The 6613-nt window shown below is 37.8% G+C and carries 10 protein-coding genes; 6 read left to right on the top strand and 4 right to left on the bottom strand.

All coding sequences use genetic code 11. From position 1 onward, the window contains the following. The first annotated feature begins 82 nt into the window (after positions 1-82). From INT03_RS01225 to INT03_RS01205, 5 genes are all read left to right on the top strand, one after another. Entirely contained in the window at positions 83-1117 is a 1035-nt protein-coding gene (locus INT03_RS01225; RefSeq protein WP_193007242.1) for a RepB family plasmid replication initiator protein, read from the top strand. A gap of 54 nt (positions 1118-1171) precedes the next feature. Beyond that, on the top strand, positions 1172-1477 hold the full coding sequence (locus INT03_RS01220; RefSeq protein WP_198015426.1) for a BrnT family toxin: 306 nt from the start codon (positions 1172-1174) through the stop codon (positions 1475-1477). Continuing rightward, positions 1470-1679, top strand: coding sequence for a hypothetical protein (locus INT03_RS01215; protein WP_193007241.1), 210 nt, complete (start codon positions 1470-1472; stop codon positions 1677-1679). The genes INT03_RS01220 and INT03_RS01215 overlap by 8 nt, the downstream gene beginning before the upstream one ends. Before the next feature lie 126 nt (positions 1680-1805). Further along, on the top strand, positions 1806-2357 hold the full coding sequence (locus tag INT03_RS01210; RefSeq protein ID WP_193007240.1) for a hypothetical protein: 552 nt from the start codon (positions 1806-1808) through the stop codon (positions 2355-2357). Positions 2358-2376: 19 nt separating this feature from the next. Next, positions 2377-3351: a hypothetical protein gene (locus tag INT03_RS01205; protein WP_193007239.1), complete on the top strand. Its 975-nt coding sequence runs from the start codon at positions 2377-2379 to the stop codon at positions 3349-3351. 78 nt (positions 3352-3429) lie between these two features. On the opposite strand, the gene INT03_RS01200 is transcribed toward INT03_RS01205, so the two are convergent. The 4 genes from INT03_RS01200 to INT03_RS01185 form a co-directional block, all read right to left on the bottom strand. Then, positions 3430-3603, bottom strand: a complete 174-nt coding sequence (locus INT03_RS01200) for a hypothetical protein (RefSeq protein WP_193007238.1) — start codon at positions 3601-3603, stop codon at positions 3430-3432. 16 nt (positions 3604-3619) lie between these two features. Next, on the bottom strand, positions 3620-3838 hold the full coding sequence (locus tag INT03_RS01195) for a hypothetical protein (protein ID WP_193007237.1): 219 nt from the start codon (positions 3836-3838) through the stop codon (positions 3620-3622). A 72-nt stretch (positions 3839-3910) separates the two neighbouring features. Further along, positions 3911-5440: a MobQ family relaxase gene (mobQ, locus tag INT03_RS01190; protein ID WP_193007236.1), complete on the bottom strand. Its 1530-nt coding sequence runs from the start codon at positions 5438-5440 to the stop codon at positions 3911-3913. 4 nt (positions 5441-5444) lie between these two features. Next, positions 5445-5687 carry a hypothetical protein gene (locus INT03_RS01185; protein ID WP_192529785.1) on the bottom strand — a complete coding sequence of 81 codons (243 nt, stop codon included), beginning with the start codon at positions 5685-5687 and terminating at the stop codon, positions 5445-5447. Positions 5688-6052: 365 nt separating this feature from the next. Here INT03_RS01185 and INT03_RS01180 point away from each other — a divergent pair, with 365 nt between their 5' ends. Continuing rightward, positions 6053-6364, top strand: a complete 312-nt coding sequence (locus INT03_RS01180; protein ID WP_193007235.1) for a hypothetical protein — start codon at positions 6053-6055, stop codon at positions 6362-6364. Positions 6365-6613: the final 249 nt, after the last annotated feature.

Raw genomic sequence — 6613 nt, 5'->3', positions numbered from 1 at the left:
TGACGGCTAAATAGGACGGATTGACGGCTAAATAGGACAGTGTTATAATTTTGTCCTATTTAAGTATTTGAGGTAGCCAAGTATGAGTAATGATTTAGTTGTAATGGATAATGCGGTTATAAATGCAGCTTATGAATTGAGCGTAAATGAACAGCGTTTAATTCTCTCAGCAATGGCACAAATCCCTAAAGGTGAGCCAGTGGACGCTAAACATGCTTACTGTGTTACAAGAGATGATTTTATACGGCTTGGCGTACACCCTGATACTGTAGCGAGGGAAATTCGAACTGCGTCAAAAGATTTAATGAAAAAATCATTATTTATAGATACAGAGGTTGGTGAACTTGAATTTCATTGGCTCTCTGAAGTCTTGCGCTACGATAAAAATGCAGAGGAGAAGCTAAAAGCTAAGTATCCTAATCCTGAAGATTATAGTAAATACATTCAAATGCTTAGAGCTTACAATCTCATGGATAGCCTTATGCCTTCTGATGATGATAACGTTGTTGTGCGTTTAGTATTTAATGAACGTATTGTTCCATTTTTATCTGAGCTTAGAAAGAATTTCACACAATTCAATATTGAGGATGTGGCAGGGTTTAGCAGTAGTTATAGTATGCGTATATATCAAGCTATGATGCAATTCAAGTCAACTGGTTATAGAAAAATAAAGCTAACAGATTTACGGTATATGCTTGCGCTAGGAGATAAATATGAAGCTACAAAAGATTTAAAGGTGCGTGTAATTGATACCGCAGTCAATGAAATTAATGAAAAATCACCCTATAAAGTAACTTATAAAATGCTGAAAACAGGGCGTAAATTTACTCATCTTGAGCTTAATTTTAAGAAGAAAAAGACAGAAGTTGATACAAATAGGAATGTGCAGCGTGATGTTAATACAGCAGATATGTTCACCATTGAAGGATTGAATGATAAGCAGCTGGGGCGCATTGCACGTAATCAGCAGTTCATAGCAGACTACAATCACCTAGTAAGCTCTACTAGTCCAGCTGGTCAAAACTCACAAGCATGGGAGTTTGAGATGATTAATCGTCTCAAGCGTGACCCGTCACAATTTAATAAGCGCCCAATACGTGATTACTTAGACTGTTGAGGTCGAGGGATAGCCACGATAAAATATAAATTACTGTGAATTGGAGTAATTATCTTGCCAATTGTTGAAAATATTTTTGATGGCATCGTAGTTGAATGGGATAGCAAAAAAGCTGAATTAGTTATTAAAGAACATGGCGTAAGCTTCGATGAGGCTTTAACCGTTTTGTTATACGATGATAATGCTCTTACTAATGAAGATGTTAGGGGTTATGATGGTGAACAGCGATTTATTACTATTGGGGTAAGTTCTTACGGTCGCCTGCTTTATGTGGCATGGACTTTAAGAGATATTCGTTATAGGTTAATCTCTGCTCGTAAAGCAAACAGACATGAACAAAAGGGGTATCAAAATGCTTAAAGAATTTAACTTCTCTACTGCTAAAAAAGCTTCTGAAGTACCTGCTTTGCAGCGGTTAAAAAAAGCTCATCAAAGAAGCACACAAGCCGAAGATAGGCTGCTCGATGATGATGTAATTGATTGGTTATCAAACCAAGATATAAACACTAGAAAGACGGTTAATGCTCGGATAAGGGAGCTTATGGCTGATAGTCATACTTAGGGGCTTCTAAGGTCGAGAGTTAGCCAAGAACAGAGTGATAAAAAACATAAAAAAATACTGAGCTTAAGTTAATTAACTGATATAAATACCTCTGATCCCATAGAAACTAGAAAAAGGAAATTATTTATGAGAGGTATTCAGTTCTCTGTTATTGCTCTTGCCGCTTGTATCTCTATTACAACAGCTTATGCAGGAAATCCATCAAAAGCAGGTGATATTACTGGTCGTAGTCTTGCTGTAACAGGGTTGGGTTCTATAGGCCACATTGGGACTTGGAACGGTTCACAAGTTGTTGAGGTGTTAAATGAAAGTCGTGTTATTCAATTTAATACCTTAACTAAATTTAAAAATAGTTCGAGTTACTGGGGTGCGAGGGGTAACGCAAATTTTGCAAACCCTTCCTCTATTAATGTTGTCGCGAATACACAATCTCAATATAGTCCAAGTTATACATTAGTGCCTCTGAATACTAAAATTGGGCGTATTGAGCAACAATGTACGAAGCGAAATATGCTGGGTCAGTGTGTGACTTATAGCAATGTGCGGGTAAATGCTGTTTTTCGTTGTGACACCTTTGTCAACTATATCTATCAAGCAACAGGGAATGGTTCACTATCATCTTTGAATGTTATTTATCCTTTCATCGCTTATAGCAATGCAAAAATTGAGCGTACTTAAACCTTGATAAAGAGTGATTATGAAAAGAAATTATATTTTCATTTTAATAATTTTGGTTGTTTTAGCTTTGCTCAGTGGATTGATATATTTTTTCTGGCCAACAGACAACAACGGTAACTTCAGTAAATCTGTTGAAGGTATCAATACACCTTCAGAAACAACTAGATTTAGTTCACCTCAAGTAGATATATCAAATCAGTTTGATACAAATCCTGCATTACAGAATAACGTTCAAATATTAACCCCTAAGATGAATGCTTTTGTTAAAAAAGTTGAGTCTATTCTACAAGGGGTTCAAAGTCGGGAATCTAAGATAATTTCTTTAATGAATATATTACAGAGTTCACAATCTGATGACGAAAAAATCGCAACTTTACAGTCTTTAGCTTCTCTAAAACCTATCGAATATGTAGATGATTTGATGGCTTTAGCAAAATCAGATAAGGAGTCAGATAAAGTAAGGTCTGAAGCCTTGCGAACCCTAAGTCAGGCTTATTTGTTGTCCGATGAAGAGGTTCAAAGAATAGGGGGTTCATCCGTATATGTTCAGATGGAAAAGGTCAGTCAATATGTAGATTCGGTTATTAGTGATAAAAACACACCTCCTGAATTGTATAATGCTGCTCTTCAAAGCTATGCTTTTATGAAGCCTGATGACGCCTCCATTTTAGCAAAAGACATATTTAATAAAAACAACGTCTTAAGTGAGTCAGAAAGTAATTTCTTTAATGATGCAATGTTTGCAAACAAACAAAACTTAACTAGCCTTTTACCAGTTATTCAGAAAAATCCTGATAAAATGAACGATAAAATGGCGTCGCAAATAGCAGTCATGACAGCAGATCCTATAGTTTTAGGTCAGCTTAATCAAACAGAGAAACAGCAAGTGATAGCTATTTTAAAGGCACATAAGCTAGATTTAGATAATCCAATGTTACAAGTAGAATCAGATACAATTAACGCCAAAATTGAAGAGATTGAAAAATCTTTATAGTTATTTTCAAGGTAGAGAGATAGCCAAGATCAGGCGGTCTTTTTCGCATGTCCTGGCTATCTCTCTACCCAACAACCGCTAGGGCGTTAGCGTCCTTGTTTTTTGTTCTAAAAAATTTCTTTCTTCTTGGTTTAAAGATTTACCCAATCGCTTTTTCTGTTGAATAATATCTAAGAATACGTTGTTCATGTAGCCGTTCTTAGGATTGTTGCCATACTCTTGAAGGTTTTTAATAGAGTTTAAAATAGACATTTTGCACCCCTTTTGATTATTTGATTTCTAAGTGTGGCGCTTGTGAGCGTCTTATCCGCTGCTCTACGTGCTTCTGTGCGTCCTTGCCCCAATTGGTGGCTCTCGATGATACTTGTTTGAGCTGTAGCTCTCTGAAGTCCTCATCTTCACCCATCAACCTTGCATTCAACTCTACCAGCTCTAACCAATCCAGTGTGCCCTGTGTTGGGTATCCTTGCTTTGTCTTGTCCCTCATGGTGGCTCTCCTTATTATTACTTTTCGCTTATGTGAGTACGTTTAATGTAAGCTATTAGTACATATAGAAAACTATCGTTCCATGCCCTTATCATTATCTCGCACAATACGAACTTGCTGTTGTTGCGGGGTCTTTTGGGGTTCTGTTTGCTTCCTGTATTCTTTGATAGCTTGTTGACCTTGCTGTGCTTCTTGCACTGTCTGCGGTTCGTTTTTGGCTATCCAGTCTTTAGCGTGTTGCTTGTATTTTCCTCTATCTTGAACCTCTTTAACGCTTATTTGGCGTTCTAGGCTTCGCAATACCGTCCGTTTTTCTAACTGCTGCTTTGACCACGTTTTTTCTCTCGTAGTAAAAGGTTTTTTTGCGGTATCGTAGGCTTGCTGAAGCTCGGCTAACTCTTTTTTCAGGGGTTTAAGGCTTAGTTGTTCAAACTGGTTTTCAATGTCTGCAAGCCTTGTGTGATAAACGTCTATAGCTTTTTCACCTTTCACGGCTTGGGCTTGTAGCTCTTGTGATTTCTGAAGCAATAGCTCTTTAGCTTGCTGCTGACGCTGGGCTTCTCGTTCTGCTTTTAGTTTAGATCGTTGATATTTAGCAATGCTTCTATCCGCTTGGTCGATTGCGCTAGCTGAAGCGTTAATCTCTCGTTCTGCTCCCTCAAGCTCTCGTTGACATTCCCCAACGACTTGAGTGACGAGCTTAGTATTTCTATCTGCCCAAGCTGTGTTTTGTGTTGCGTTCTCAATAAGTTTAACTGCTCTTTCAATTCCTTCTCTAAGTCTGTCATTACTCTGTTCTCTCTGCTCTGTGACGGCGTTCAGGCTCTTCTCAATAATCGCTAGCTGCTGCATTGCATGGTTATACTCTTCAACCTTGCGGTTATAGTCGCCTGTCGAGGTCTTAATGCCTTTGCGTTCTAGGGCTGACGCTTCCCAACCTAGTTTTTTGGTGGGTAGTTGCTCTAACCCTCTGTCTTTGTGGCTTCTATGGTCAATTCGGGCATCAATCTTGGCTTCTTTGAGGTGCTTATTGGTGATATTAGCCCACTGCTCACGGATTGCTTTTAGTTCTTCCCTAGCACTAGGTAAGCCACGCTCTTTAAGCTGGGTATTGCTCATTTCTAGCTGTGATTTGCTGGTCAAGGCGACTCTGCCACTCTCCAAGCGTTCCAGCTTGCGTGTGGTCAACATGATATGGGCGTGATGGTTGCGGTTGTCGCCCTGTGCATCAGGCGTATGTATTGCCACATCAACGGCAACACCGTATTGATTGGCTAAGTCCTTAGCGAAGTCATTAACAAGCATCATCCGCAAACGCCCTGATAATTCATGGGGTAGATTAACGACTATCTCTCTTGCTGTTCTGCTGTTCTTTCTCGTTTCGGTGGTTTCTGCTAAGTTCCAAAGTTCGTTGCGCTTAATCTTTAAACCATTTGGGGTGTGAAGTTGGGTGTATGCCACACCGCTTCTTTTGGTGTAGTCGTGTTCTTTGCCTGTGCGTTCATCTTTGATAGCAATACCAGCACGATAAGCAATAGACGCAGTGGCGGTTCTTCCGCTACTGCGTGATACTGGCTTAGTCGATAGGTGGTAGATTGCCACAAATTTACCAGTCTTCTGTAGTTAGATTTTTTGACTCAAGGTTTTTGGCTATATCTTTAAATATAGCATTTGCTTTCTCAGTATCCTTATAAATAGGAGCTAAGCTTATAGCTTCGTCTTCATATCTAATAATTTCTATACGATGAAAATCACCATCTTTACCATCACTAGGTGGTCGAGTCATTTTAACCATTTTGATAGTATCAACGTTTATTATCATATTGTTATAAGTTATAAAATTACTCATACTAGCCTCTTTTTTGGGGGTCAAGGGGGTTTCCCCTTTGCGAATTATGAAATCTATCTATACTGTAACAAAGTGGAATGTTAGCATAGTTTTCGTAAGTTCGCTCTTAGTCAGAGGGACACAACTATCCTACAATTAAAATAATTAGTTTTTTTATCTATGCATAATATTTATTTCACTTTTTTTTACCTGTATTCAAGAATGTTGCAACTACTAAAAATATTACTAATATTAATACAAACAACGGTTGCTGTTGATTGCTCTTTTGAAAAAACAAAATATAAAAAAGCAACCCAACACCAACTAAGCTAAAAATGGATAAAATATTTCTTTTCATTTAAAAAACTTTTCAAGGAGTAGGTAATATGGCTGATATTAAAAAACTAGAACAAAAAAGACAAGAAGCATTAGACAAAGCCAATCGAATGAAAAAACAGATTGATAAGACTCTCAACGGTCAAAAATTTGTGCTTGGGGGTATGCTTATGGCTATTGCTGAACATGAGCCTGACCGAATACCGCAAATTTTAGCTGATATTGATAAATACGTGACTAGGAAAGCCGATATTAGCCGTTTAAAGGGCTTTAAATATGAAATAGGTAACAATGTACCTAAAGGCAATCTTTCAAGCTCTAGTGAGCCAAATAGACCCCTTATCGATGATATTAACTTCTAGTTAATGCTTGGTATGGAAGTTAAAGGTTAAAAACTCTCTAGCTCTTTCTCCTGTCTTTAAAATAAAAAACCAAAAAATAATTTTAAAAATTAAGTGAAATTTGAAGTTATCCACAAGCTTTTAAAATTCTTCCCCTTTTTTAAGGTTTTAAAGGTTTTTAAAGAGTTTTTAGACCCCCCTGAAAGCTATAGCCAGTATGGGCTAACCAGAACTAAATAGGACGGATTGACGGCTAAATAGGACGGATTG

The sequence above is a fragment of the Psychrobacter sp. PG1 genome, assembly GCF_014897815.1.
In the GTDB taxonomy this organism is placed as follows: domain Bacteria; phylum Pseudomonadota; class Gammaproteobacteria; order Pseudomonadales; family Moraxellaceae; genus Psychrobacter.
The sequence above is the reverse complement of the archived record's forward strand: the minus strand, read 5'-3'. Positions and strand labels throughout refer to the sequence as shown.